This window comes from Bradyrhizobium sp. LeoA1Lang, from assembly GCF_055413685.1.
Map to the genome: position 1 here is coordinate 1 of NZ_JBVAPG010000123.1, position 24710 is coordinate 24710.

General features: G+C 62.5%; 27 protein-coding genes. 6 read left to right on the forward strand and 21 right to left on the reverse strand.

Annotation, left to right across the window (positions count from 1 at the left end; translation table 11 throughout):
* Nucleotides 1–191: 191 nt before the first annotated feature.
* Nucleotides 192–980, reverse strand: a complete 789-nt coding sequence (locus ACZYOF_RS31310) for a DUF2147 domain-containing protein (RefSeq protein WP_463718174.1) — start codon at nt 978–980, stop codon at nt 192–194.
* A 192-nt stretch (nt 981–1172) separates the two neighbouring features.
* Nucleotides 1173–1955, reverse strand: coding sequence for a transporter substrate-binding domain-containing protein (locus tag ACZYOF_RS31315; RefSeq protein ID WP_463718175.1), 783 nt, complete (start codon nt 1953–1955; stop codon nt 1173–1175).
* A gap of 91 nt (nt 1956–2046) precedes the next feature.
* Here ACZYOF_RS31315 and ACZYOF_RS31320 point away from each other — a divergent pair, with 91 nt between their 5' ends.
* Nucleotides 2047–2565 (forward strand): DUF1993 domain-containing protein, encoded by a 519-nt coding sequence (locus ACZYOF_RS31320; RefSeq protein ID WP_463718176.1) that lies wholly within the window; start codon nt 2047–2049, stop codon nt 2563–2565.
* A 142-nt stretch (nt 2566–2707) separates the two neighbouring features.
* On the opposite strand, the gene ACZYOF_RS31325 is transcribed toward ACZYOF_RS31320, so the two are convergent.
* The 7 genes from ACZYOF_RS31325 to ACZYOF_RS31355 all read right to left on the reverse strand — a co-directional run bounded on the left by ACZYOF_RS31325 (nt 2708) and on the right by ACZYOF_RS31355 (nt 10340).
* Entirely contained in the window at nt 2708–3124 is a 417-nt protein-coding gene (locus ACZYOF_RS31325; RefSeq protein ID WP_282531160.1) for a hypothetical protein, read from the reverse strand.
* Between the two features lie 102 nt (nt 3125–3226).
* Nucleotides 3227–4651: an amidase gene (locus tag ACZYOF_RS31330; protein WP_130578202.1), complete on the reverse strand. Its 1425-nt coding sequence runs from the start codon at nt 4649–4651 to the stop codon at nt 3227–3229.
* Nucleotides 4652–4797: 146 nt separating this feature from the next.
* Nucleotides 4798–5787, reverse strand: a complete 990-nt coding sequence (locus ACZYOF_RS31335; RefSeq protein ID WP_282531162.1) for a hydroxyacid dehydrogenase — start codon at nt 5785–5787, stop codon at nt 4798–4800.
* Between the two features lie 132 nt (nt 5788–5919).
* On the reverse strand, nt 5920–7020 hold the full coding sequence (locus ACZYOF_RS31340; protein WP_130578204.1) for an ABC transporter ATP-binding protein: 1101 nt from the start codon (nt 7018–7020) through the stop codon (nt 5920–5922).
* A gap of 4 nt (nt 7021–7024) precedes the next feature.
* Complete coding sequence (locus tag ACZYOF_RS31345; protein WP_130578205.1) at nt 7025–7936, reverse strand: carbohydrate ABC transporter permease; 912 nt, start codon at nt 7934–7936, stop codon at nt 7025–7027.
* Nucleotides 7936–8874, reverse strand: a complete 939-nt coding sequence (locus ACZYOF_RS31350) for a carbohydrate ABC transporter permease (RefSeq protein ID WP_130578206.1) — start codon at nt 8872–8874, stop codon at nt 7936–7938. The genes ACZYOF_RS31345 and ACZYOF_RS31350 overlap by 1 nt, the downstream gene beginning before the upstream one ends.
* Before the next feature lie 125 nt (nt 8875–8999).
* Complete coding sequence (locus tag ACZYOF_RS31355) at nt 9000–10340, reverse strand: ABC transporter substrate-binding protein (protein WP_130578207.1); 1341 nt, start codon at nt 10338–10340, stop codon at nt 9000–9002.
* 408 nt (nt 10341–10748) lie between these two features.
* Here ACZYOF_RS31355 and ACZYOF_RS31360 point away from each other — a divergent pair, with 408 nt between their 5' ends.
* Complete coding sequence (locus ACZYOF_RS31360) at nt 10749–11468, forward strand: Spy/CpxP family protein refolding chaperone (protein WP_165421063.1); 720 nt, start codon at nt 10749–10751, stop codon at nt 11466–11468.
* Between the two features lie 279 nt (nt 11469–11747).
* On the opposite strand, the gene ACZYOF_RS31365 is transcribed toward ACZYOF_RS31360, so the two are convergent.
* The 6 genes from ACZYOF_RS31365 to ACZYOF_RS31390 form a co-directional block, all read right to left on the reverse strand.
* Nucleotides 11748–12149, reverse strand: a complete 402-nt coding sequence (locus ACZYOF_RS31365) for a VOC family protein (protein ID WP_130578209.1) — start codon at nt 12147–12149, stop codon at nt 11748–11750.
* Between the two features lie 17 nt (nt 12150–12166).
* Entirely contained in the window at nt 12167–13354 is a 1188-nt protein-coding gene (locus ACZYOF_RS31370) for an acyl-CoA dehydrogenase family protein (protein WP_463718177.1), read from the reverse strand.
* A 12-nt stretch (nt 13355–13366) separates the two neighbouring features.
* Nucleotides 13367–14773, reverse strand: coding sequence for an MFS transporter (locus ACZYOF_RS31375; protein WP_463718178.1), 1407 nt, complete (start codon nt 14771–14773; stop codon nt 13367–13369).
* A gap of 190 nt (nt 14774–14963) precedes the next feature.
* Nucleotides 14964–15581: a DsbA family protein gene (locus tag ACZYOF_RS31380; RefSeq protein WP_245475832.1), complete on the reverse strand. Its 618-nt coding sequence runs from the start codon at nt 15579–15581 to the stop codon at nt 14964–14966.
* 84 nt (nt 15582–15665) lie between these two features.
* Nucleotides 15666–16397: a DUF3750 domain-containing protein gene (locus ACZYOF_RS31385; protein WP_463718179.1), complete on the reverse strand. Its 732-nt coding sequence runs from the start codon at nt 16395–16397 to the stop codon at nt 15666–15668.
* A gap of 89 nt (nt 16398–16486) precedes the next feature.
* On the reverse strand, nt 16487–17704 hold the full coding sequence (locus tag ACZYOF_RS31390; RefSeq protein WP_463718180.1) for an MFS transporter: 1218 nt from the start codon (nt 17702–17704) through the stop codon (nt 16487–16489).
* Nucleotides 17705–17740: 36 nt separating this feature from the next.
* On the opposite strand from ACZYOF_RS31390, the gene ACZYOF_RS31395 reads away from it, so the two are divergent.
* A complete protein-coding gene (locus ACZYOF_RS31395) occupies nt 17741–18019 on the forward strand; it encodes a hypothetical protein (protein WP_282531169.1) in 279 nt (92 codons plus the stop codon).
* A 147-nt stretch (nt 18020–18166) separates the two neighbouring features.
* Here ACZYOF_RS31395 and ACZYOF_RS31400 read toward each other — a convergent pair whose 3' ends face one another.
* Nucleotides 18167–20236 (reverse strand): ATP-dependent helicase, encoded by a 2070-nt coding sequence (locus ACZYOF_RS31400; RefSeq protein WP_463718181.1) that lies wholly within the window; start codon nt 20234–20236, stop codon nt 18167–18169.
* Between the two features lie 107 nt (nt 20237–20343).
* Between ACZYOF_RS31400 and ACZYOF_RS31405 the strand changes: the two genes are divergently transcribed.
* The gene (locus ACZYOF_RS31405) at nt 20344–20601 is read left to right on the forward strand and encodes a hypothetical protein (RefSeq protein ID WP_028166438.1); all 258 of its coding nucleotides are present in this window, start codon (nt 20344–20346) and stop codon (nt 20599–20601) included.
* Nucleotides 20602–20760: 159 nt separating this feature from the next.
* Here the strand turns inward: ACZYOF_RS31405 and ACZYOF_RS31410 are convergent, their stop codons facing one another.
* Together ACZYOF_RS31410 and ACZYOF_RS31415 are read right to left on the reverse strand one after the other, a co-directional pair.
* Nucleotides 20761–21015 (reverse strand): hypothetical protein, encoded by a 255-nt coding sequence (locus tag ACZYOF_RS31410; protein WP_130578217.1) that lies wholly within the window; start codon nt 21013–21015, stop codon nt 20761–20763.
* Nucleotides 21016–21197: 182 nt separating this feature from the next.
* Nucleotides 21198–21386, reverse strand: a complete 189-nt coding sequence (locus ACZYOF_RS31415; RefSeq protein ID WP_245475833.1) for a DUF3072 domain-containing protein — start codon at nt 21384–21386, stop codon at nt 21198–21200.
* Between the two features lie 130 nt (nt 21387–21516).
* On the opposite strand from ACZYOF_RS31415, the gene ACZYOF_RS31420 reads away from it, so the two are divergent.
* Nucleotides 21517–21717 carry a hypothetical protein gene (locus ACZYOF_RS31420; protein ID WP_130578218.1) on the forward strand — a complete coding sequence of 67 codons (201 nt, stop codon included), beginning with the start codon at nt 21517–21519 and terminating at the stop codon, nt 21715–21717.
* A gap of 313 nt (nt 21718–22030) precedes the next feature.
* On the opposite strand, the gene ACZYOF_RS31425 is transcribed toward ACZYOF_RS31420, so the two are convergent.
* Nucleotides 22031–22222: a hypothetical protein gene (locus tag ACZYOF_RS31425; protein WP_130578219.1), complete on the reverse strand. Its 192-nt coding sequence runs from the start codon at nt 22220–22222 to the stop codon at nt 22031–22033.
* Between the two features lie 141 nt (nt 22223–22363).
* On the opposite strand from ACZYOF_RS31425, the gene ACZYOF_RS31430 reads away from it, so the two are divergent.
* On the forward strand, nt 22364–22555 hold the full coding sequence (locus ACZYOF_RS31430) for a hypothetical protein (protein WP_130578220.1): 192 nt from the start codon (nt 22364–22366) through the stop codon (nt 22553–22555).
* 32 nt (nt 22556–22587) lie between these two features.
* Here the strand turns inward: ACZYOF_RS31430 and ACZYOF_RS31435 are convergent, their stop codons facing one another.
* Both ACZYOF_RS31435 and ACZYOF_RS31440 read right to left on the reverse strand, forming a co-directional pair.
* Nucleotides 22588–22749: a hypothetical protein gene (locus ACZYOF_RS31435; protein ID WP_463718182.1), complete on the reverse strand. Its 162-nt coding sequence runs from the start codon at nt 22747–22749 to the stop codon at nt 22588–22590.
* A gap of 105 nt (nt 22750–22854) precedes the next feature.
* Nucleotides 22855–24363, reverse strand: coding sequence for an ATP-binding protein (locus ACZYOF_RS31440; protein ID WP_463718183.1), 1509 nt, complete (start codon nt 24361–24363; stop codon nt 22855–22857).
* Nucleotides 24364–24710 lie beyond the last annotated feature (347 nt).

Below are 24710 nucleotides of genomic sequence, written 5' to 3' on the forward strand. Positions count from 1 at the left end.
GAATGCGGCGAACCGCCTCAAGCTTGAACTCTCGGCTGAAAACACGGGGGGATTTGTTGGGCATACGTTCTCCGTTAGAGAACTGTCCCTAATTTCCCGTGTCTCACTTTTGGGGGGCACTCCAGTGGAGCTACGCGGAAAGATCCCGGATTGCGCTGCGCTTCATCCGGGCTACGCAGCATTCGTGGGGATCAGTTCACCCGTGTCCAGGTCTGGCCGCCGCAGAACATGCCGCCGAAGGCGCAGCCCTGCACACGCAGGGTGTCGGAGCCCTTGAGCGCGATTGTCGAGTCATAGGTACTGCCGCTGTTCGGATCGAGGATGCGGCCGCTCCATTTGTCCTTGCTGGGCTTCATGTTGAGCAGGACCTGCTCGCCGTTCTGGTTCGACTGCTCGTCGACGGCATAGCCGCAGAGGTTGGCGCCGCACTGCTCGATGCGGACCTTGCCTTCCTTCTCCTCCGTCAGCCACACGCCGATCGGCGAATTGGCTTGCGCTGCCGCTGCCGGTGTCATGGGCTTCGCGACCGGCGCTGGAGTGGCTGTGGCGACCGTCGGAGCCGGAGGCGGAGGCGGAGCGGGCACCGCGGTCTGCTGGGTCTGCGGTGCCGGTGCGTTCGGCGCAACGGCTGCTGTCGCGGTCGAGGGTTCGGTGGAGGCCGCAGCCGGAGGCGGCGCAGCAGGAACGGGCGGCGGGGCGGCCGGTGCTGCGGCTTGCCCGGACTGAGCGGGAGCCGCCGGAGCTGGCGCGGACTGCGAATCGGTCTTCGCGTCCTGCTGCTGCGATTTCTGCTTGCGAGTGCCTTCCTCGCTCTTGGCGCGTTTGGATTTGCGGCCGGTATTGTCGTAGACGCCGGGGATCTGGACGGTGCCGCGATCGGGGTCGATGCGGATGGTGTGGCCACCATATTCGAAGGTGTACTGGGCCTGCGCTGCGGTGCTTGCGAGCAAAAGCGCAGCGATAGCCAGAAGCTTCTTCATGATGACCTCCAGAACGGGAATCCCCGGTCAGCGAAGCTGCACATCAGCAACCTGATGCAACGTGACCTAGATCACTTTCAAAACGTAAGTCGTGTACCAGCGGCTTTGGTTCAAACGGCTGGTCGCCAGTCTAGTTAGCGCTCATAAAGTGGTCAATTTTCCAGTCGAACGCGGCTGATGCTGCTGCATGGATCATTCGAACCAGGCGGCATAGATGCGCTTGAACGTGCCGTCCTTCATTGCGATGTCCAGCCATTGATCCACGAAGAACTTCAGCGGGACGTCGCGCTGCAGCCAGTAGGCCTTTTCCGCAAAGTCGAACGGTTGATCGGGATGCACCGCGCAGAGCACGCCGGGATGCAGTTTCTGCTGGTAGCGCGTCTCGGACGCATCCGTCATCATCAGGTCGGCATCGCCCTTGGCGATCTCGTCGAAGATCCTGGTATTGTCGTCGAAGACCTTGATCTCGGCGTTCTTCACATGCGCCCGCGCAAAGCGCTCGTTGGTGCCGCCGGGATTGACGATGACGCGCGTGCCGGCATGGTCGATTTCGGCAAGCGTCTGGTATTTGTTGACATCCGCGCAGCGGGTGATCGGCGTCTTGCCTTCGCGCACGATCGGGATTGAGAAGAAGCCTTTCTTCTGGCGCTCCAGCGTGATCGAGATGCCGCTCATCGCAATGTCGAAGCGGTCGGCTTCCAAATCGTTCGTCATCTGCGGCCAACCCGTTTTGACATATTCGACCTTGACGCCGAGCGCCTTGCCGAGCGCTTCCGCCACGTCGACATCGAATCCCCTGAAGCCGGGCGTCGTCCTGTCGACAAAGCTGAACGGCGCATAGTCCCCGGTCATGCCAACCCGCAGCGTGCCGCGCCGGATGATGTCGTCGAGCCGGGAAGGCGACGCTGCCGGCTGGCAGTGGGCGGAAGCCATCATCAGCATGGCGGCCACAAGGCCGACGAATGCGCGCAACATCAAAGTTCCTCCATCGATTGCCTCGATGATAGTCTGTTGGGACGGCTTTAGATGGAATGTGCGCGTCGAGCCAGTCAAAGGAAGTCAAATCGTGACAATCTCAGTTTACGAAGCATCGGTCGGCGTATTCGTGCCATATCTTCGCAATCTTTCCGGGCTGCTCGATCACGCGTCCGCCTACGCAAGGACGCGAAACATCGATCCTGCCGTGCTGCTCGGCATGCGGCTCTATCCGAACATGTACGGTCTCAGGCAGCAGGTGGGCGAAGCCAATCGCCATGCGATCGCCTGTTGCGCGCTGCTGGCCGGGCACGAGCCGCTCAGGTTCGGCGACATCGAGCCTGATCTTGATGAGCTCAAGCTCAGGATCGCAGCCACGATCGATTTCGTCCAAAGCCTGCCGCGTGCTGCGATCGACGAGGCCGGCGACAAGGAGGTGGTGTTCACCTTCAAGAGCGGCGCGCAGCGCACCTTCACCGGGCGGTCGCTGCTGCTTGGCTTCAGCGTGCCGCAGTTCTTCTTTCACGTCACGACCGCCTACGACATCCTGCGTCACGCCGGCGTCGATCTCGTCAAGAAGGATTTCCTGGGGCCGCCAAGACCGGCGTAGCTGGGGGGAGCTTCGGTTCTGATTGAATCAGAACCGAAGCTCTAAATTCTTGTTTCGACGCGTTTTCTGCGCAGATAAGTCTACGCAATCTGCGTAAACTTGATTGCTACGCGAACCGGTATCCACTTCGCCCGAAAACGCTCTATATCTCGCCGCCTTCCTCGCGGACCAGGCTGGCGACGGCGGCGCGGCTGGCCATTTCCTGCTTCAAAACCTCAAAGCGATGATGTGCGTCGACCTCGCGGTCATCCACGAACCTGATCGCGGCCTCGCGATCCATCGGGCCGCTCACCAAGGGCTTCGAATTCTCGCCGATGGTCTCGTCGACATAATACTGGCCATCCTGCTCGCGCACCGTCCATTTGAAGCGGAGGGCGGCCATCGGGCCGGGGCCGACTTTGGAATAGCCATGGGCTTCCAGCGGTGGCGGGCTCGCGGGCTCCTCTTCGACCGCCGCCGGCTCGGCCTGCGGCTTCTCGATCGGCGGGGGCGCGTGCTGCTCGTCCAAAATGCTGGCGATGGCGGCAAGCGCATTATCGGTAGGATCGCTCTGGCTCAAAATCTCTTTCCCTGGGGTTGGTCGGCAAAGATGGTTGCCGACACTTCCCGTCTACTCAACCCCGGAATGAGGCTGAGTTTTGGCCCTGCGGCAGCTTTTCCCTTACGCACATACCGGCGGACGCTTGTCCTTCCAAGGCCGCACCTGCTCGAGCTGGCCAGCGAGGCGGAACAGCCTTGCTTCGTCGCCAAGCTTGGCGGCGAACATCATGCCGAGCGGCAGGCCGTCCTTGCTCCAGGCCAGCGGCACCGACATCGCAGGCTGGCCGGACATGTTGAACATCGAGGTACCCGGCATGTAGCGCCGCAGGAGCGGACCGATCTGTGCCAGGTCGTCCGACATGGTGTTGATCTCGCCGAGCCGGATCGGCGGCGTGCACAGCGTCGGACTGAGGAACACGTCGCAGCCCTCGAAGAAGATCGCGAGGCTGCGCGAGATTTGGAACGCCGCGAGCTGCGCGGCGATGTAGTCCGCCGACGTGATATTTTGTCCGTTGTGGGCGCTTGCCAGCGACAGGACTTCCAGATCGTCTCCCGTCACCGTGCGGCCGATGCGCTGCTCGATTGCTCGCACGCTGACCGCAGTGTTGCCGCTGACAATCGTCGTCATCACCGTGGATGGATCGGCGGGAAGGGTGGGGGCGCGCTCCTCGACATGATGGCCGAGGTCGGCGAGCAGTTTTGCGGTGTCGCGGACGGCTGCGGCAACCTCCGGGTCGATCGCCTCCCCATAGGGCGATTTGTCCGTGAAGGAGATGCGAAGCTGGCCGGGATCGCGGCTGACTTCCTGCGAGAACGGACGCGCCGGGGGCGGCGCGACATAGAGGCTCCATGGCTCCGGACCGTGGATCGCGTCCATCATCACGGCGCTGTCGCGCACGCTGATGCTGACGACATGCGAGGTCGAAAAGCCGCCCCAGCCCTCGCCACGATCGGGACCGACCGGATTGCGGGCCCGGCTCGGCTTCATGCCGAACACGCCGCAGGCAGAAGCCGGGATGCGGATCGAGCCGCCGCCATCGCTGGCGTGCGCCACGGGCAGGATGCGTGCGGCGACAACGGCGGCGGCGCCGCCTGAGGAGCCGCCGGAGGAATGCGCGAGATTCCAGGGATTGCGGGTCGGCCCGAACAGGCGCGTCTCCGTGGTCGGCATCAGCCCGAATTCGGGGCTCGCGGTCTTGCCGAAGATGGTCACGCCGGTGTCGAGGAAGCGCTGGGTGAGGGTGCTGCTGTGGTCCGCGACGAAATCCCTGTTAACGCTGGCGCCGGAGGTCGTGCGCGTTCCCTGCAGGAGGTCGAGGTCCTTCAGAAGGAACGGCACGCCCGTGAAGGGTCCGTCCGGCAACCCTTTGTCGATCTGCTGCTCGGCATAATTGTAGTGCTTGACGACGACGGCATTGATCTCCGGATCAACCTTGGCCGTGCGGGCGATCGCTTCGTCTAGCAGTTCGCGCGGGCTGACCTGCTTGTTGCGGACCAGCTCGGCGAGGCCCACCGCGTCGTAATTGCCGAATTCCTTGAAAGCCATATTCCACACCTAGAGCGAACGACGCGCATTCGTCTCTATCCCTCTTGCTGGAGCATGACCTTTCGGAAGCAGCGGTATCCACAGGCCATGCGCTGATGACGGGCCGATCGTTGTCGGCCCGTCCGAAGATAGACGGTTTTAACGGATTAGTTGAGCACGTCCTGGTTGATCACGTTCTGCCGCACCGGCGCGCCGTCAAGGACGCTCAGGATGTTGCGTGCGGTCTGCTCGCTCATCCGGTCGACGGCTTCGACCGTGACGCCGGCAACGTGTGGCGCCATGATCACGTTCGGCAGGCTGTGGAGGGCCTGGCCGACCGGTGGCGGCTCCTGCTCGAACACGTCAAGGCCGGCGCCGGCAAGCCTGTCCGATACCAGCGCGTCGTGCAGCGCCTTCTCATCGACGATGCCGCCGCGGGCGGTGTTGATGAGATAGGCGGTCGGCTTCATCAGCTTGAAGCGCGCCGCGTTGAACATGCCGATCGTTTCCGGCGTCTTCGGGCAATGGATGGTGACGAAATCAGCGCGTGGCAGCGCCGCGTCGAGATCCGGCACCGCCTCGCAGCCCGCGGCCGCGATTTCGCTCACCGGCTTGTAGGGATCGTAAACCAGCACCTGCATTTCCATCGCGAGGCACCGTTTGGCCGTGCGGGTGCCGATGCGGCCGAATCCGACGATCAACACCGTCTTGCCGTAGAGATCGAAGGGCAGCACGCCGAGCCGGTTCGCCCAGGCGCCATCCTTGACGACAGCATGCATTTCCTGCGCGCGCTTGGCCAGCGTCAGCATCATGAACAGGGCGTGTTCGGCCACTGACGGCGAGTTCGCCGTGCCCGCCACCATCAGCGGCACCTTGCGGCGCGAGAGCGCCGGGACGTCGACCGCGTCGTAACCGACGCCGATCCGCGTCACCACCTTCATATCTCCGGACGCTTCGAGCTCCGGCTCGCCGAAACGGGTGGCGCCAAGCGCGACACCATGGACCGGGGCATGCTGCTTCAGCAAGACCTCGAAATCCCTGGCGGAGATCAGGTTGGGAAATTCGACGAGTTCGATGTCGTCCCGTTCGTTGAGGAGAGCCCGCGCCCCCGGTGAGAAAGTTTGTGTGACAAAAATCTTCTTCTTGTTGGTCGTCATTTCCTGCCCTTGGCTGTTACGTCTTGCGTGGTCAAATCATGGTCCGATTCCATGGAATCGGACCATGATCCTATCTCTTTATTTGAGCATGGCCTTTTCGGAAAACCGATTTCCACTTTTCCGGGCCTTGCTCTAGAGGACGACGCCGGTCACCTCGTTTAGCAAATGCATGTTGTTGAGGTCCACAGCCAAGCGGAGCGGGGCACCATCCTGCGCGCCGGCATTCGGATTGACCCGGCCGCAGATCTGGGCGCCCTCGAGGGTGAAATAGACCAGGGTCTCCATGCCCATTGGCTCAGTGACGTCGAGCACGGCGTCGAACGGCTCGACTCCCGGGTGCAGATGCGGCCGGGCCTCGGCGATGTGTTCCGGCCTGATTCCGAGCAGGAGCTTGTCGGTGCGGGGCACGGCCTGGTAGCGGGCCGCACGTGCGGGCGGTAACGGGAAGGCGAGGCGGTCGGTCAGGCGCACATGCAGCCGCCCGCCGACATCCTCGAGTCGGCAGGGCACGAAGTTCATCGCGGGCGAGCCGATGAAGCTGGCGACGAAACGGGTCGCCGGCTTGTGGTAGAGCTCGTTCGGCGCACCGATCTGCTCGATGCGGCCATGATTCATCACTACCACGCGGTCGGCGAGCGTCATCGCCTCCACCTGGTCGTGGGTCACATAGACGGTGGTGGTGCGGACCTTCTGGTGCACCTTCTTGATCTCGATCCGCATCTGCACGCGCAATTTGGCATCGAGGTTGGACAAGGGTTCGTCGAACAGGAACACCTTGGGATTACGCACGATGGCGCGGCCCATGGCGACGCGCTGGCGCTGGCCGCCGGAGAGCTGCTTCGGCTTGCGGTCGATCAGGTCGGTGATGTCGAGCATGCGCGCCGCTTCCGTCACCCGGCTCTTGATCTCGGCCTTGGGATAGTGCTTCAGCCGCAGCCCGAAGGACATGTTCTCGGCCACCGTCATATGCGGGTAGAGCGCATAGTTCTGGAACACCATCGCGATGTCGCGGTCCTTCGGCGGCACGTCGTTGACGATGTCGCCGCCGATCGTGATGTCGCCGTCCGAGATGTCTTCCAACCCTGCGATCATCCGCAGCGTGGTCGACTTGCCGCAGCCGGATGGACCGACCAGCACCACGAACTCATGGTCGGCGATGTCGAGATCGATGCCGCGCACCGCTTCGACTTCGTCATAACGCTTCACGACTTTCCGCAGCGAAACTTCGGCCATGAGTTCAACCCTTTGTCGCGCCGGCGGTCAGGCCGGCAATGTAATAGTCCATCAGGAAGGCGTAGATGATCAGCGGCGGTGCGGCGCCGAGCAGCGCCCCGGTCATGATCTGTCCCCAGTTGAACACGTCGCCCTTGATCAGGGTGGTGATGATGCCGACCGGCAGCACGAGTTGGTCGGTCGAGGTCGTGAACACCAGGGGATAGAGGAACTGTGCCCAGGAGACCGTGAAGGCGAAGATCGTCGCCGCGATCAGGCCGGGCAGTGCGACCGGAATGAAGATCCGCGTCAATGTCTGGAACCAGGACGCGCCGTCGATGATCGCCGCCTCGTCGAGCTCCTTCGGGATCGAGGCGAAATAGCCGATCATGATCCAGGTGCAGAACGGCACCGTCAGCGTCGGATAGATGAACAGCAGCACGTACCAACGGTTAATGAGCTGGATGCCGGTCCAGTCGCCGATCAGGACGAACATCTTGAACAGCGGGATGAAGAGCAGCGTGTCCGGAATGAGGTAGGTCAGGAACACGCCGGTCGCGAGCGTTGCCGAGCCCCAGAACTTCATCCGTGCCAGCGCAAAGGCCGCCGGCACGCTGATCAGCATGGTGATGGTGACCACAAAGATCGAGACCCAGGCCGAATTCCAGAAGAAGCGCAGGAACTGGTTCGATGTCAGCAGCCCGATATAGTTCTCGAGCGTCGGATGATACACCCACCACGGGTTGGTCGCCGCCGAGATCTCGGCGCTGCTCTTCAGCGAGGTGATCAGCATGTAGAGCGGCGGCGTCAGCGAGAAGATCGCGAACAGCACCAGGAAGAAATACGACCAGCGCAGCGCCCAGGCGCGGTCGCGGCTGATGCTGCCATATTTGACCTTGCGGCTCGGTCCGGCCTTGTCGATCGTGATTGCGCTCATCAGGCTTCGTTCCCTCGCTTGGAGATATCGCGCAGGATGAAGATCGCCGCGACCGCGAGGATCGGCACCATGAACAACGAGACGCTCGCGCCGAGCGGGATATCGCTGCCTTCGATGCCGATGCGGAACGCCCACGTCGCGAAGATGTGGGTGTGGTCGAGCGGGCCGCCGGCGGTGAGGATCCGCACGATATCGAAATTCGCGAAGGTGACGATCAGCGAGAACAGCGTCGTGATCGCGATGATGTTGCGCATCATCGGAAGCGTCACATACCAGATGCGCTGCCACCAATTGGCGCCATCGATGGCGGCCGCCTCATAGAGCTGTTCGGGCACCGATTTCAGCGCCGCCAGGTACATGATCATGAAGAAGGGCGCGCCATACCAGACGTTGACGAGGATGACGGAGAAACGCGCCCAGTTCGCATCGCCGGTCCATGGGATCGGCCCGATGCCGAAGAAGGACAGCGTGTAGTTGAAGGCGCTGTAGGAAGGATCGAACAGCCACAGCCAGGCGAGCGTGCTCATCGCCGGGGGGATCACCCAGGGCACCAGCAACATGCCGCGCCATCTGCGCTGCTTGTTGGCGGGAACGTTGTGCACGAAATGCGCGACGATGAAGCCGATCAACGCTTTGAAGATCACGGCCGAAATCGCGAAGATGCAGGACTGCTTCACCACCAGCCAGAACGTGTCGCGCTTGAACAGGAACTCGAAATTGCCGAGGCCAATGAATTTCGTCATCGACTTGTTCAGCGTCGCCAGATGCAGGGAGTAGAACGCGGGATAGATGACGAACGCCGCGACGAGGAGGATCAGCGGTAACGTCATCAGGAACGCGACCGTCGACTTGCGCCTCAGCGCATTGTGTAAACCGTTGCGCCTCCGTGTGGCTTTTGTTGCCTGGACACGGTTCGGGTGAAGGGCGACATCGGCCATGATCGATCTTCCTCGCGAGAGTTATTTCAACGGAGAATCCGGAACGTCGGACCTGATGCCGCCAACAGCGGCGACGGTCCGTGTCGCGGCGGCCGATTCGGGCCACCGCGACGACACGTTCGTTCTCAGCTCCGCATGAAGCCTTCACACTCGCCTTCGGCCCAGGCGAGCGTCTTTTCCATCGCTTCGCCCTGGGCATAGCGCAGGCACATTTTCGTCAGCGTTGCCTGCGCATAGATTTGCTGCGCGATCTTGGGCGGCGCCGGCGAGGCCGCGATCGACAGCGTTTGCCTATGGTAGGGGTCCGGATAGCTGAAGAGAGTGCCCTTCGGGGGCCCTTCCTCCTCCCAAACCTTCAGCTTCGTCAGATTCTCATAGGCGGGCAGGTCATAGCCGCCGCTCGCCACCACCATCTTCTCGACCGATGCCGGCTGCGACAGGTGGACCAGTAGGCTCTTGGCGGCTGCCTTGTTCTTCGAGAACGCCCAGATGTTCCAGAAGAAAGGCAGATAGGGCGCAAAGCGGCCTTTCGGTCCGGCCGGGAAGCCGTGCGTCCAGCACTGTTCGGCGATCTGCGGCGCGTCGCGTTTGGCGACGGCCCAGGCGCTGGGCGGATTCATGATCATCGCCCCTTTGCCCGAGACCAGCCACTTGTTGTTGGAAGCGTCGTCCCATGCCGACACATCCGGCGGCAGGAACGCGATCAGCTTCTTGTAGAACTCGAGCGACTGCCGCACCGCATCGGTCTTGACGGTCAGATTGCCCTTGGCATCGACGAGCTCGGCGCCGTACGACTGGAAGATCGCGCCCGCGGTGTCGACGTTGTCGCTGGTCTCGCCGAGGCCGATGCCGAAGGGAACACCGGCCTTGTGGCAGGCTTCGGCCGCCTTCAGGAACGTGTCCAATGTCCAGTTCTCGTCTTTCGGCGGCGCGCCCGCCGGATACATTTCCTGCACATCGATGCCGGCATGTTTCTTCATCAGATCGATGCGCGAGCAGGGGCCCTTGATCTGGCTGCCAACGCTGGCGGGAACGCCGAGCCACTTGCCGTTGGCTTGCCCCAGATAATTGACCGTTCCGTTGACCTTGCCGTTCTGATTGACGAGCTGGTCCATGATGTCGTTGACGGGCTCGAGCAGTTCGGCGTGCGCCTGCGGCCACCAGGTGGGCATCTGCAGAATGTCATGGCCGGACTTCGCCTGGGCTTCGGCGGCGATCGTCAGCAGGTTCTTATTACCTTGGCTCGGGATGTAATCGATCGTCACCTCGACCTTTTCCTTCGCCGCCCATTCATTGACGAGCTCGGTCGAAGCCTTGTTGGCTCCGGGCACCCAGTGATCCCAGAAACCAATCGAGAGCGTGCCCGCGGCATAGGCGCCGCGGATGTAAGGAGCCGTAACCAGCGCTGCCGATGACAGCGCTGTAGCCGCAACAAATTCTCGTCGAGACAGCTTCTTCCGTGACATGGCGTTCCCTCCCTGGTGAGCCGACCGTCAAAGACTTGCGAAATCTCGTTTTTGTTTTTTTGGCTCGCCGCATTCGAGGCGGCGGGGCGATTTCCTCATTTTAGATCAGAGCAGAATTGTCGGCGCCTGTCGAGAAATCAGGTGAATGCTTTCGTAGAACTAACGTTGTGTGCAAATTGCAGGCAGTCGGATCTGTTAATCTTCGCGCTATGCCTGCCGCAGGGCGCTGGCAGAAATCTTTTTGCGGCGCACGCGAGGCGTTGCAAAGCGGGCGGGTCCAGGTCGCCCTCGCGGTTCACCTTTGGACCGAAGCGACGCGACGGGTAGACCTGTTCGCGCCGAGAACGATAAAGTCCGGAATCGGCGGTGCGTCAGCCGCAATCACGATCGATCATGGAGACTCCGATAATGCCAAGCTTGGTATCGAAGCTGCGTGCGCGCTTGAGGATCTGCGCCGCGCTGGCGGTGGCTGCTATCCTGTCCGTCAACGCCTCGCCGCGCGCGGAGGCGCAAGGGTTGGTTCAGGGCGTCCAGCAAGGGGCCCGTGAAGGCAACAAGGCCGCCGGGCCGGTCGGTGGCGTCTTGGGCGGCGCGATCGGAGGTGTGGTTGGCGTGGTTACGGGGGTGACCGGCGTACTCACCGGCACCAACACGAACCCGGCGCCAGCCGACAAGCAAGGCGCTCCGGCCAAGAGCAGCAAGGCCGCAAAGGCCGCAAAGGATAAGGCCGCCAAGCAGCCGCAGATGCTGACCCAGGCGAACGTGCCGCAGCTCACGGCCGAACAGATCGTCGCCAACAGCGACTCCAATATCGAGCGGATCAAAAAAGAGCTGAACCTCACGCCCGAGCAGGAGAAGTATTGGGCGGGCTTCAATAGTGCGATGCACTATCTCGGTCACAACGGCGCCGATCGCGTGAACCTGCGCATTGCCCGCGCCAAGCGCGACCCGCCGGACGATATCGTCGAGCAGATGCGCAATGAGGCCCAGTTCCTCAACGATCGCGCGGTCGACCAGCGCAACGTGGCCGATGCCGCCGAACCGCTTTATGCAAGCCTCGACGACAAACAGAAGCAGACCTTCATCAACGAAATGGTCCGCTTAAGCCACGAGCGGGGGCTGGATTGAGCGGGGGCGCGCTTCGATGGCCGCCACGAATAGCCGGGCAACCAAGCCCTGGGGTAGGTTGAAGGCGCGGCACCCGGCTATCCTGCCGCAGCGGCGCGGCCCCTCCAATCGTCATGCAAAGTTGTAGAAACCTCGACTGATTCAGGCCGGACTTATGGCTGATTGAAGGTCTTGTCGGGAACCCGTTGGCGTGGCGCCACAAAATGGCTTCGGCCAGCGCAGGGCTGGCCGATGAACCGGTGCGGAACTTATGCCCGGAGAGCCTTTGCTAGACCTTGGCTAGGCCTTGGCGAAGTTCAGTTCCACGGCGACCCCGTCCGGGTCGTAGAAGAAGAACTGGGTGTCGCCGGTGCGTGGCACGATGCTTTCGCGGAAGTGGATGTTGTGCTCCCGAAGGCGCCTGCGCACGCCATCGACGTCGGTCGCGGCAAAGGCGATGTGGTCGAGCCGGCCGGTGTCTTCGTATGTCTTCTCGGTACCGCGGACCACGATGCCCTCGCGCGGCTTGCGGGTGCCCATCAGATGCACGGTGGCGACTCCGCCGGAATAAAGCCAGTAGCCGGGGAAATCGAGCGGCGGCCGCTCGCCATTCTCAAGACCCAGCACGTCGCAATAGAAGTTCTTGGTCTTTTCGAGGTCCTGCGGTTCGATCGTGTAATGCTGCAGTCGGCCGAGCGGCATGGTGTTCTCCCTGGAAACTAGACGAAGGTCAGGTCGCAGTCGGCACCCATCATCCAGGCGCCGACGGTTTCGAAATGGCTGTGCCGGCCCTGCAGTTGCTGGGTCACGGTGTGGATGTCGCGGAAGCGGCGCTCGAGCGGATGGCCTTCGAAGATCGCGGTTGCGCCCGCGGCATTGTAGGCGAAGTCGACCGCCTCGCGCGCCTTGTGGATGGCGTGGGTGGCGGCCATGCGGATGGTGATCCGCTGCTCGACCGTGATGTCGTTGCCGGCGACGAGGTCTTTCCAGATGTCGGCCATCGCTTGCAGCACGAAGCCGCGCGCGGCACGCAGATGGACTTCGGCCAGGGCCAGGCCGGACTGCACCACGGCGTTGTCGCGCAGCGGGCTCTTGGCGCCGCGCGGCACCTTGTTGCGCGCCACGTCGACGAAATTGTCGAGCGCACCGCGGGCGATGCCGCAAGCGACGCCGGCAAAGCCGACCTGGTAGCAGGTGCCTGACCCCATCCGATAGAGCGGTCCGTCCTCGCGGCGTTCGCGCTCGAATTCGCGGGTGATCGAATGGTCCGCGCGGACGAAGAAGTCGTTCAGCGTGAACTGGTCGCTGGCGGTGCCGCGCAGGCCGACCGTGTTCCAGATGTCGGTCCATTCGACGTCCTCGGCCAGCACCAGCATGGTGCGCTCGATCGGCGCGCCATTGGCATCGCGTTTCGGCGAGCCGTCGGCCGCATAGACCGGGCAATGCGCGCCGAGCCAGGTGGCGTGTCGCCCGCCGGAGGCGAACGACCAGACGCCGGTGACGCGGTAGCCACCCTCGCATTCGACCGCCTTCACCTTTGGGCCGGGACCCCAGGCCAGCACCGCGCGGGGATCGCCGAACACCGCATGCGCGACCGGGAGGTCGAGATAGGCGGCCGCCATCGCGCAACCGCCGGCCTGGCTCAGGCACCACGCCGTCGAGGCATCGGCCTGGGCGATGGTCTCCTTGACATGGAAGAAGGTGAGGGGATCGGTCTCGATCCCCTGCGACGACCGCGGCAGCAACAGGCGAAACAGCCTGTGGTCATGGAGCTGGTCGAGCAACGCCGGCGGCAACCGGCGCGTTTGCTCGATCTCGTTTGCGGCCGCTGCCACCAGTGGCTGCACCGCTTTCGCGCGGGCGAGCACAGCCGGATCGCCCGCAAGTTCGGCAGACGTCGCGATCATCGCTCAAAACTCCTAGGCCTGCCGGACCGACGCGGTCGCGGCCACGTCGGCTCCGGCCGTCAGCTCGCGATCGATCTGTTCGATCGACTTGCCCTTGGTCTCGATGCCGAGGAAGTAATAGACAAGCCCGGCCATCAGGAACCAGCAGCCGAGATAGACAAAGGCGGTCGGGATTTGCGTCAGCGGCACATCAGGCTTCAGGTAGTTGCTGGAGCCGACGATCAGCGCAAGGCCGACCGGGCCGATGATCTTGCCGATGCCGCCGAAGCCATAGGCCGAGCCCATGCCGGTGGTGCGCAGATGCGAGGGCCAGACCTCCGCCGCATAGGGCCCGACAATGGCAAAGCCGCCATCGGCGAAGAAGAACGCCAGGGTCAAGAGCAGCCAGAACGCGGAGACGCCGAACATCGTTGCGTCGTAATGATAGCCCGCGATGATCGTCAGCGCGCCGGCGCCGAAGCCGAGCAGGCCGCCGGAGGTCCGCCGTCCCAGGAGCTCCGAGAGATAGGAGAAGGAGATGCGGCCGAGGAAGCCGGACACGCTGAGCAGGATCATCATCTTGGCGGCTTCCTGCGGCGTCACCTTCAGGATCAGCACGAACAGCGCCGGCGCCCACAGGGTGATGCCGTAAACGCCGGTCTGGGCGCCGGCATTGCCGAGCCAGGAGACGATCAGGCTGCGCGGATATTTGAAGAGATCGAGCCAGCTCGTCTTGATCACCGGGCCGGCATCGGCCGCTGTCGGCAGCGGGAGGGAGGACGGCTCCACTTGCAGCGCCCAGGCGAGCGACTTGCGCGCTTCCTCGTAGCGGCCCTGGCGGCACAGCCAGCGCGGGCTCTCCGGAACCCAGAGCCGGACCAGCAGCACGAGCAGGGACGGCAGCACGCCGATCGCAAACATCAGCCGCCACTGGTCGGAGCCCATGAACGCCCCAAGGACGGCGCCGAGCCCGACGCCGAGCGGGATCACGCAGGTGACGAGGCCGCCGACCCAGCCGCGCTTGTGCGAGGGCACGAACTCCTGCACGAGCGGCAGGTCCACGCAATAAAGCCCGCCGACGCCGGTGCCGACGAAGAAGCGCAGGACCGCGAGATAGATCCAGCCGTTATCGGGGGTAAAGTACAGAAGGCCGGTGGCGATGGAGAAGTTGAGCACGGTGCCGATGAACACGATGCGGCGCCCGACCCGGTCGGCGAGCCATCCCCAGACATAGGCTCCGATGATGGCGCCGATGCCGGAGCTCATCAGCACCGTCGCCGACTGTCCGAAAGTGAGCTTCCACGGCCCGATCAGGAAGGCGAGCACGAAGCCGATCAGGAAATAATCGAAGAATTCCAGCGCGTCGCCGATGACAGCAGCCGAAAGGATCTTGATCTGGTTGCCGGTCAGACTCCTCCGGCGATCGAGAATCTCGAACATGGCGTTTCCCCATGGCGCCTGTTCATTTGATTCAAGCGGGCGTCGCGCCCATCGCCCCGCCTGTGGACGACGAAGCTATCCTTGGGCTGCGGCGAACGACAAGCCCACCAGCACGCGGAGCACGTCTGCGTTGTGACAATGAGGCGATGTATCCCGCTCTGCACAATCGCATGTGCGAGAGCGAAAAGGCCTAGCGCTTGAGCAGGGTCTTGAGCTTCGCGTCCAGCTCTTCGTAGGACATCGCGCCCTTCCATTGTTCGCCATTGACGAAGAAGGTTGGCGTCGCGTCGACCTTAAGCGTCTCCATTGCGTAGCGCTGGTCGGCGGCGATCTTATCGAGCAGCGCCTGGTCGGTCTCGCAGGTTTCGACTTCCTGCTCGCTCATCCCGTTGAGCTTGCCGACCAGGAACAGCGTTTCCTTTGTTTGATCCATCAGGCGGGCCTGCTGCTTGAACAGCGTCTCGATGACGGCCAAGTGCTTTTCCGGATCGTCCTTGCCGATGCAACGCACCAGCATCGAGGCGGCTGCGGCCTTGATGTCGAGCGGGAATTCGCGAAACACGAACCGGACCTTGCCGGTGTCGATATATTTCGAACGCAGCATCGGAAAGACGTTTTCGCCGAACGCTGCGCAATGCGGACAGCTCATCGAGGCATATTCGATGATCGTCACCGGCGCCTTTGGCGAGCCGATAGCGATGTCGGGTAATGATACGGGCTTGGCGAGGGCGGCAGCGGTCGCGCTTTGTGCCTTCGCCTCCCGATCTATCGGCGGAGCAAGTAGCGCAAGCAGGATAATGAATCCCAAGGCAGCGCTGGTCGTACGATTGAGAAGAGGCAAGGAAAATACTCCGCGAATGAACGTTCTTTCCGACAACAACCATGCAGCCAGCTATCGCTGAGCCAGCGGCAGGCCGAGTCGGCCGATGCCCGGGAACTTCAGGGCAGGGCGACGGATATCGATGCCAAGAACTCCGCCAAACAAGTTCAGCTCGATCCCTTCGATCCAGCCCATCGTCAGACCGAGATAGCCGCCCAATGTGGCGAAGACACCGGTGCGTGACGCAGTGATGCCATACCACTCGCCCCGATAGGGATAGTCCTTGCCGATTGCCGTCGGCGGCAGCACCGCTTGCAGCTCAGGGACGGCGTCGAGCGCCGCCTGAACAAATGTGTTCGAGTTCGGACCAGGCCAGGCGCTGTAATCGCCATCGTCGCGAAATCTGTAATTCTCGATGACCGCCCGGATCTTCGGAACCAACGGCTCAGCTTTCGCGCCGTCCACGCTCACGATTGCTTCCGGCACGGCACCGAACCATCGGCCGTCGGCCACGAATCCGTCGATCCGGATCGGTGCACCCCACGCCGTGTAGTCGTAGCGGCTGTAGCGCGGCGCGTCTCGTTCCTTAACCACGATCCAGGTGTGGACCGCAAAAATCCCGCGCCACCGCACGGTGCGCGCAGCATAGACGCGGATGACGGCGTCAGGATGTTCGGAGGCTTTGGGCAAGAGGCCGGCGCTCGAGCGGTCAGCCGTCTGCCAACTGACGCGCCGGTCTCCGAGCAAATAGGTGACCGTCGAAAAGGCAAGCGGAACGACAATCAGCAGGACAAGGAGGACCACGGATTTCTTCACAGAGGGACATCGGCGGAGGGGTGGTCATCTCGATCTAAGCATTCCGGTCCGCCGGAACCAGAGCGGGCCAGAGGGCATCAATATTTCTTCATTTCGGAGGCAAAGCCGACCCATAGCGCGACCGAGACCAGGCCAAGTGCGCCGAGCAGGACAAATGTGGGCGGATAGCCGATCCATTGCGCGATCCAGCCGCCGAGCGCGGGGCTGAGCGAAGCGCCGACGCCTTGAACGGTGATCACCGCGCCCTGTCCGAGATTGATGCGGCCGGTACCGTTCAGCGAGCGGGCGACCATTCCGGGGACCGCGACGCTCTGCAGGCCGGTGCCGATGCCGTCAAGAATTTGCACCGGCAGCACGCCCCACCATCCCGTGAGGAAGAACGCCAGGATGCCGCGCACCGGCAACACCAGGAAGGACGCGAGCAGCACCGGCCAATAGCTGCGGCTTTCCGCCGCGCGCATGCCGACGATCGAGGTCACGATCATGACGGCCTGCGCGATCACGATCGTGGTCGCCACAAAATCCGGGCCCTTGGCGTGGCCGTCGGCAACCGCGGCCAATCCATAAAGCGGAATGATCGCGGCATTGCCGAGATGGAAGGCGGCAAGCGCGAATGCGAAGACGAGCAGCGGCTTGTGCCTTGCCAGAACGGTGAAGCCGCTTGGCTGGCTCTCCGGGTCATCCTCCTTGGTGCCGCGCGCGGCGTTGTTGTCGATGGCCTTTGGTGGGATCAAGAGGACGCAGGCGATCGCAATGGCGCCGAAGAGCGCCGCCAGCAGGAATACGGCCGTGTAGCCGTATTTCCAGCCGAGATAGCCCGATGCGGCCGCGCCGACCATGTTGCCGGCATGGTTGAAGGCCTGGTTGCGGCCGTTCTGCCGGTTGAAGCCCTTCTGCCTGACGATGCCAAGCGTGATGCCGGTGACGGCGGGAACGATGGCCGCGCCGGCAAGCGAGGTCGCGATTTGCGATGCAGCGACGGCCCAGAAGTTCTGCGAGAGGAGAATGAGGGCCGAGGCGATGACAACGGCGACGCCCGGCACGATCACCCAGGCGCGCTTGTGCCTGCTTGCATCGATGAAGCCGCCGATCGGCGTCGTGATCAGCATGCCCGCGACGTTGCCTATCGTCATCGCGGTCCCGATCCAGCCGCTCGCCCAGCCATGCGCCTGCAGGAAGACGCCGACGAATGGCCCGATGCCGGACTGCATGTCGGCCATGAAGAAGTTCAGAGCGAGCAGAGGCCACAGCCGCGCCGCCTTGTCTGATCGCTCATTCTTCTTGCTGACACGCATGGCAAGTAGACTCGTGGCTAGTTAAGTGATCACCAGATGATTCTCCGAGACCGGCGGCGGCCTTCCGCCGAGGCGGTCGGAACAAAGCGCGGGATCATGAATTTGAAGGCGATGGTTCAAATCGACGTTCTTGAAAAACCGATCGAACGCATCAAGGAAACCTGCGTGATGATGGGCATCACGGAGAAGTTCGAGCGCGCGCTTCCGGAGCTCGAGACGTTCCTGGAAGGCGAAGTAGCGAAGGGCGAGACCCGCGAGACGCGGCTGACTTACGATGGACTCTGCTACCTCAAGCAGGTCTTCTCGAGAAAGTAACAGCACGGCACACGGGAAGGTTTTCACGACTGCTCATCGGACGACGGCTCTGACGCGGCTTCATCATCCGCCACGGGAGCCATCGCAAAAGTTTTGCACTTGGCATCAACGTGACGCCGCAGGGATCGTTCCCGATCGCCGTCTCGGCTAGCGCCACATCCCGCGCATCTTGGCGCCGATGTCGACCGGCGCTGCACGATCTGCCGGCGCGGCGGTCGCCGGGCGCGCGATCGGCCAAGTGGTGCGCTCGAACAGCGGCACCAGCCTTTCCGGGATGAAACGCGTGCGTGAGGCGTACATGTGCCGGTCGCCCTTGGCGCTCTGGCCGTGCACGAAGAAGCGCTGTGGCAAGATCAGGTGCAGATCATCCTTGGCGCGGGTCATGGCGACGTAGAGCAGGCGCCGTTCCTCTTCCAGCTCGGCGCTGGTCCCGGCGCCAAGATCCGATGGCATGCAGCCGTCGACGACGTTGAGCACGAAGACCGACTTCCACTCCTGTCCCTTGGCGGAATGGATCGTCGACAGGATCAGATAGTCCTCGTCAAGCAAAGGCGGGCCGGCCTGGTCGCTGGTCGCATCCGGAGGATCAAGCGTGAGCTCGGTCAGGAAGCGTTCGCGCGACGGGTAGCCGCTTGCGATCTGCTCGAGCTGGATCAAGTCGGCGCGGCGGACCTCGGCGTCCTCATGGATGCGATCGAGATGCGGCTCATACCACAACCGTGCCCGCTCGATATCGACCGGCCATTCGGAATAGCGGAGGTTCTCGATCGCGCGGACAAATCCCTTCCAGTCTTCGCCGGCGCGCGGCGGCGAAGGCAGGGTGCAGAGTGCGGCAATCGGATCGGCAGCCTCGGCCATGCGGTCGAGCACCCGCTGCGCCGAGCTCGGCCCGACGCCCGGCAGCAGATGCAGGATGCGAAAACCGGCGACGCGGTCGCGCGGGTTCTCTACGAAGCGCAACAGCGCCAGCATGTCCTTGACGTGGGCGGCGTCGAGGAATTTCAGCCCGCCGAACTTCACGAAGGGAATGTTGCGGCGGGTAAGTTCGACTTCCAGCGGACCGCTGTGCGAGGAAGTGCGAAACAAGACCGCCTGGTGCTTGAGCAACGCGCCTTCCTCGCGGTTCGCCAGGACCTGCTCGACGATGTAACGCGCCTGATCGGCCTCGTCGCGGACGGCGACGAGCTGCGGCTTGCGCGACGATGTTCGCTCGGTCCAGAGATTCTTCGTGAAGCGCTCCTTGGCCAGCGCAATCACGCCGTTTGCGGCTGACAGGATCGGCTCGGTCGAGCGATAGTTGCGATCGAGCGTGATGAGCTCCGCCCTCGGCGTAAACTGGTCCGGAAAGTCCAGGATGTTGCGGACCGTGGCGGCACGGAACGAATAAATCGACTGCGCGTCATCGCCCACGACTGTAAGTCCGTTCCCTCCGGGCTTCAGCGCGAACAGGATCGATGATTGCAGGCGGTTAGTGTCTTGGTATTCGTCGACCATGACGTGGTCGAAGCGGCCGCCGATCTCGTCGGCAAGCGCAGCATCGGTCACCATCTGCGCCCAATAGAGCAGGAGGTCGTCATAATCGAGCACGTTCTGCTGCTGCTTGGCGTCGACGTAGGCGGCGAACAGGCGCTTCAGTTCGCCCGCCCAACCCGAGCACCAGGGATAGAACGCGCCGAGCACGCCCTCGATCGGCGTCTCGGAATTGACGCAGCGGGAATAGATCGCAAGGCATGTTCCCTTGGTCGGGAAACGACTCTCGGTTTTGGAGAAGCCGAGGTCGTGCCTGACAAGGTTGATGAGATCGGCGGAATCCTCGCGGTCATGGATGGTGAAGGCAGGATCGAGCCCGATCCGCTCGGAATATTCCCGCAATAGTCGCGCGCCGATGCCGTGAAATGTGCCGGACCAGGCGAGGGCATCGGTCATGATCCCGGCGTTGTCGCCAAGCACGCGGCGGGCGATCCGTTCGACGCGCTTGGTCATTTCCGCTGCCGCGCGGCGCGAGAAGGTCATCAGGAGGATGCGGCGTGGGTCAGCACCGCTGACGATCAGATGCGCGACGCGGTGAGCCAGCGTGTTGGTCTTGCCTGATCCGGCGCCGGCGATCACCAGAAGCGGCGCGCCAATGGTTCCATCCGGCCCGACGCCGTGCTCCACGGCGCGCCGTTGCGTAGGATTGAGCGCATCCAGATATGTGTCTTTGCTGTCCGCGAGCACGAATCACCCCGGAGAAAGCTAACAGAGATCGGGCCTGTGGGGATGAACGTCCAGGGCGGGAGACAGAATTAGATTGACTTTGGCTACGCCCGTTGCACAACCGCGTCATGGGTGACGTATCGAGTTCCGACACACCGCTGAAGGCGACGTTCAAGATCAAGCTGAACGGCGAGACGGTCACCATTGCGACCGTCGGCCAGGCCTATCGCTTCATCACCAATCTGAACTCGGTGGAGTGGATGGAATTCCGCACGCTGCACGATGAGGCGGTCAGCGCGCTGGAGAAAGCCGCCGACAACGCGATGCTGGCGATCCCCGCGACCAATGCGCTGCGCGCGCTATTCGTGCGCGCAAAACTTCTTTGAAAGGAAACGGGCCGCCTGGCCCCCAAGGCAGCCTCCGGATTGCAGCCGCGGCGAATTCAGCCCGGGCCGCCCTGTTGTACCGCCGTTACCTTGTTTGCGGCCATAACAGGCTTTGCTTACGCAATAGGCCGTGATTCGGCCATGACCGTACGAACACGGTCACGACGCGTCCTCCACCAGCAAGCGGTCATAGGCAAGCGCTGAGCGCAGGTTGATGGTGGCGATCTTCAGATAGCGCGATTCCTTCATCGCATTGTTCAGCATCAGGATCGCCGTTCGCCAGTGAACGCGTTCGCGCTGATCCTCAGTGAGCGATGAAAAGAAATCCGCCACGTCGCCAACGGTCGCGATCGTCCGCCCGTCCGTCAACGCAAGCGGGAACGGGAGCGGCGAATTCCTTTCGATATCCAGCAAGAGACGCTCCGGGCAACGACCAACCAACGCTTAAGTCACCCGGCTATATCATTTGTTAACAGGAGGCGAGGGGCTGTCAGGCTAAGTCGCGATGACTTTTCTTCGAATCGTCATCCCGCTTTAGCTCTTCGTTTGAGCATGATCTTTTCGGAAAACCGGCGTCCACTCTTCCGGATCATGCTTTAGAACGAATCCGCCAGCGCAATTTCCGCCTCGAGCGCCTGAATGCGCCGCTCGGCTTCTTCAAAGCTCAGATCCCCCGCGTATTGCCTGGGCTGGTAGGCCTCCTCCGCAAGGCCCTTCAATCGCAATGCCTGGGCGCGGGTCATTTGAGCACTGGCGCGCTCGCGTACCCCGCCATATTTCGCCACCGGTGTCCTCATGGGTCTGCCTCATGGTCTCAAATCCGTGACTTGACTTTATGTTCTATTTTTGTTCTAACAAGGCATGGATAATAGAATTAATGAAATCCGTCGTAAGATCAGTGTGTTACGGGACGAGATGATCGTCGCCGAGGGCGTGGTCCGTGATCAGATCAATCACGATCACGATTGCACGGAAGCGGCGCGCCGGCTGCTTGCGATGCGTTCGGAGATGACTGAGCTGATCGGTCAGTGGAAAGCTGCCGGCGGCAGCGAACGGCTGCCCGACGTCAGAGAGCACCTGAAACGGCAGCCGGTTGTGCGACCGAAGAAGGATTGAGCGCAACAACCAGCCTCGCCAGCGGACCCGTGCTTTCGGGTCGGGCGGGAGCTTGAGCCGGCGACGTGAATGCACGGTTGCCAACCGGCGCCGGCTGACACGGATGCAACCACTGCCATGAGCGAGGGTGTACCGGAGTCACGTGGAGGCTCCTCCCTAGAACTATCCGGCGGAGCCAGCTTCCGCCGGACTTTTTTTCGGCCGTATGGCTCGCACCGATCGGCCGTAGGCGGAGGAGTTTGCAATAACGCGGCAAGGGTCTTGCGCCGCGTCGCACGATGCTCCCGCTCTTGGAACGTCAATTCTTGGAACGTCAATCGACGATTGTTTCGGAAAGAGGCCGGTTCAGCCGGGAAAAACCCTGGAGGCGACCTTCGATCAGGGCGTCCATGCCACGGCGGTGCAACCATAGCAGTCCGACTGCAAGCTGGCGAAGATCGTTGCGGTCGGCGCCGACGGGGAGCCTGCGTGCGCGGCGCAGCGCGTCGGCCGCCTGTCGCTCCAATGGAGATCGCCTACGTTCCATAAGCTCAGCCCCCGGCGGCCATCAATAATAACTACATCGAATGGTGACAAGATGGCCCATTTCGGCCGCCGCAACCGTCACATAGGTTAACTTCGGAGAGTTTTGTGTCGGACGGGAACGATGAATGACGATCGCAACCCGCTGCTCACACTGATCTCCTGCGTCATCTGCAGGAAGACGATGCGGCTCGAGCGGAGCACGCCGGGCGAGGATGGCAAGGACGTCATTCAATATCGCTGCGAGGAATGCGGGCGCATCGAACGGGTCCGGCTCGTCCGGGGAAGCTGGCCGTCCACGAGCCAGACTGGTTGACGAGGTCGCTAATTGGCTTCAGCTCGTCAGGCTCAGGCCGCCGACGCGACCAACTCGGTGCCCGGATAGGCGACCATCCAATCGTCCAGCAATTCATCGGAGCTGGAATCGTCGAGCACGAGCGGACGACATGCCGCCAAATCCCTCCGGTGCGCGAGCTTGCTGCGTTTCGGCGGTCTCCTGCGGGTCGTCATTGGCCATCGATGCTCCAGCGGCATTTCCCATGGCTGTCGCAACAACAGATCTGGAGGCGGGCAGGTTCCTGCGGGCGGCAAGAAATGGCGACCCGCGCCGCGGGGTCAGTCGTGCCCGGTCAGCTTGGATAACTCGCGGCTGAGCTCGTGAAGCTGGTAGGGCTTGCGGAGGACTGGAAAATCCATCCTGGCGTGCTTGGCGGAATCGGAATAACCGGTCGTGAGCAGGACCGGCAGCGTCGGGTTTCGTTCCCTGATCGCGCGCGCCAGCTTCAGTCCGTCCATCTTGCCGGGCATGATGATGTCGCTGAACACGAGGTCGACATCGTCAGCCTCGATCTCTTGCAGCGCCGTTTCGGCGTTAGGCACCCAGCGGACGGTGTAGCCGAGTTGCTCGAGCAGCCCGGCGCTCGCGTCGGCCACAGCGGGGTTGTCCTCGACCAGCAGGACGGTTGCCGAGGCTTGCTTATTCACGCTCTCCTGTTCGTAATGCTCGGCCGCGCTGCTGCGGGGCAGGCGGAGATGGACCGTGGTGCCCTTGCCAAGTGCGCTCTCGATCTCGATCGTCCCGCCGGCCTGGTGGACGAAGCCATGCACTTGGGAGAGGCCGAGGCCGGTTCCCTTGCCGATGGGCTTGGTGGTGAAAAAGGGATCGAACACCTTGCTGAGCACATCTTGTGGAATGCCCGCGCCGCTATCCTCAACTGAGATCAGAACCTGATCCTTGTCCAAGTCATTGTGCGCCGACACGGTGACGGTGCCGCCTTCCGGCATCGCATCGCGGGCGTTGATGACAAGGTTGAGGAGGGCGGTTTCGAACTCGGTGGGATCGATGAAGACCGGCCAGACGTCGGGCTGGATATCGATCTGCAACGTCACCATGCTGCCGAGCGCACTCGCTAGCACCTCACGCACGGACGTGATCTGGCGATCGACGTCGATGGTCCGCGGATTGACACTCTGTCGTCGGGCGAAGCTGAGGAGCTGGCTGGTGAGGGACGCGGCACGTTGAGTAGCGGTCTCGATCGCACTCAGCGCGCGCAGGGCCTTCACGCTCGTCAGCTCCTTCTTGATCTTGTGCAGATTGCCCGAGACGATCATCAAGAGATTGTTGAAGTCGTGCGCGACACCGCCGGTCAGTTGGCCGAGCGCGTCCATCTTCTGGGATTCCGCAAGCTGCCGCTGTATCTGCTCCAGCTTGAGCTGCGCTTCGCGTCGCTCCGTGATGTCGCGGGTGATCTTGGCAAAGCCGATCAGGCGGCCGAAAGGATCGCGAATCGGGTCGATCACAACGCTCGCCCAGAAGAACGAGCCATCCTTGCGGACGCGCCAGCCTTCTTCCTCGTAGTGACCGGTCTCCTCGGCGATCTTCAAGGCCCGCGCCGGCTTGCCCGCCGCCCGATCTTCGGGGGTATAAAAGCGCGAGAAGTGCTGGCCGATGATTTCCTCGGGCGCGTAGCCCTTGATTCGCTCGCCGCCGGCATTCCAGTTCGCGACGATGCCCTGTGGGCTCAGCATATAGAGCGCGTAGTCGGTGACGCCCTTGACCAAAAGACGGAAATTTCGCTCGCTCTCGAAGTAGTCCCTTTCGAGCTGTTTGGTCTTCTTGGCCATCTGAAATCCTGCCCCGCGGACGCCAACGCCAAGGTGAGATTTTCGTTCCCGCTTTACGCTTAAGTCTAACAGGCTCGCTGATCGGTCGCAAAAAAGTTCCCGACGGCCGGGAACCTTCCATCAGATCCCTTATTGGTAACATTCGGCCGGTCCCAATAGTTACCGCTCTTTTTTTCTGTCTTGATTAGGGTCTGTTGGGATTCAGGATTCTCATTCGTGCTTGGCTGTGATTCAAGCTTTGGATGGAACGATTCGTTTTGACTGACGGCCAATGGGCGAAGATGGAGCCGCTTTGTCTCGGCAAGCCGAGCGATCCTGGCCGCAGCGGCAAGGACAACCGGCTGTTT